The organism is Arthrobacter sp. Leaf141, assembly GCF_001424565.1.
In the GTDB taxonomy this organism is placed as follows: Bacteria; Actinomycetota; Actinomycetes; order Actinomycetales; family Micrococcaceae; genus Arthrobacter.
Genome location: NZ_LMOL01000014.1, coordinates 253 through 625, shown reverse-complemented (window position 1 = coordinate 625; position 373 = coordinate 253). Strand labels below are relative to the sequence as shown.

The following is a 373-nucleotide window of genomic DNA, read 5'->3' as shown; positions in this document are numbered from 1 at the left end:
CCCGGATCCCACCCTCCCTGATCCTGCACTCCCGGACCCGATCGATGTGGCTGATCCTGCAGGCGCTGACCCGGCAGACCCGCTCCTTACACCTTCTCCCGATCCGGCCGCTGGCAGTGTCCTGGCCGGGCGGTGTGTGGCGGCGGGGCTGGTCCCGGGACGGTTACGGGCGAAGGTGCGTTCCTGGCGCGAACGCCACCACCCCGAATCGATTGAGGAACGCCACGTCCGGTCGGCCGCGGACCGCAGGGTCGAGTTCACCCCGGCCCGGGACGGGATGGCCTGGCTCAGCGCCTGCCTCCCCGCCGCCTCCGCCGAAGCGATCCATAACCGGCTCACCGCGATCTCCCGCGGCCAACAAGGCCCCCACGAG

Annotated in this window: 1 protein-coding gene; it reads left to right on the top strand. The window is 71.6% G+C overall.

Annotation, left to right across the window (positions count from 1 at the left end; all coding sequences use genetic code 11):
- The coding region (locus ASF72_RS20605) for a DUF222 domain-containing protein (protein ID WP_162242802.1) at positions 1 to 373 on the top strand (373 nt) is incomplete at both ends.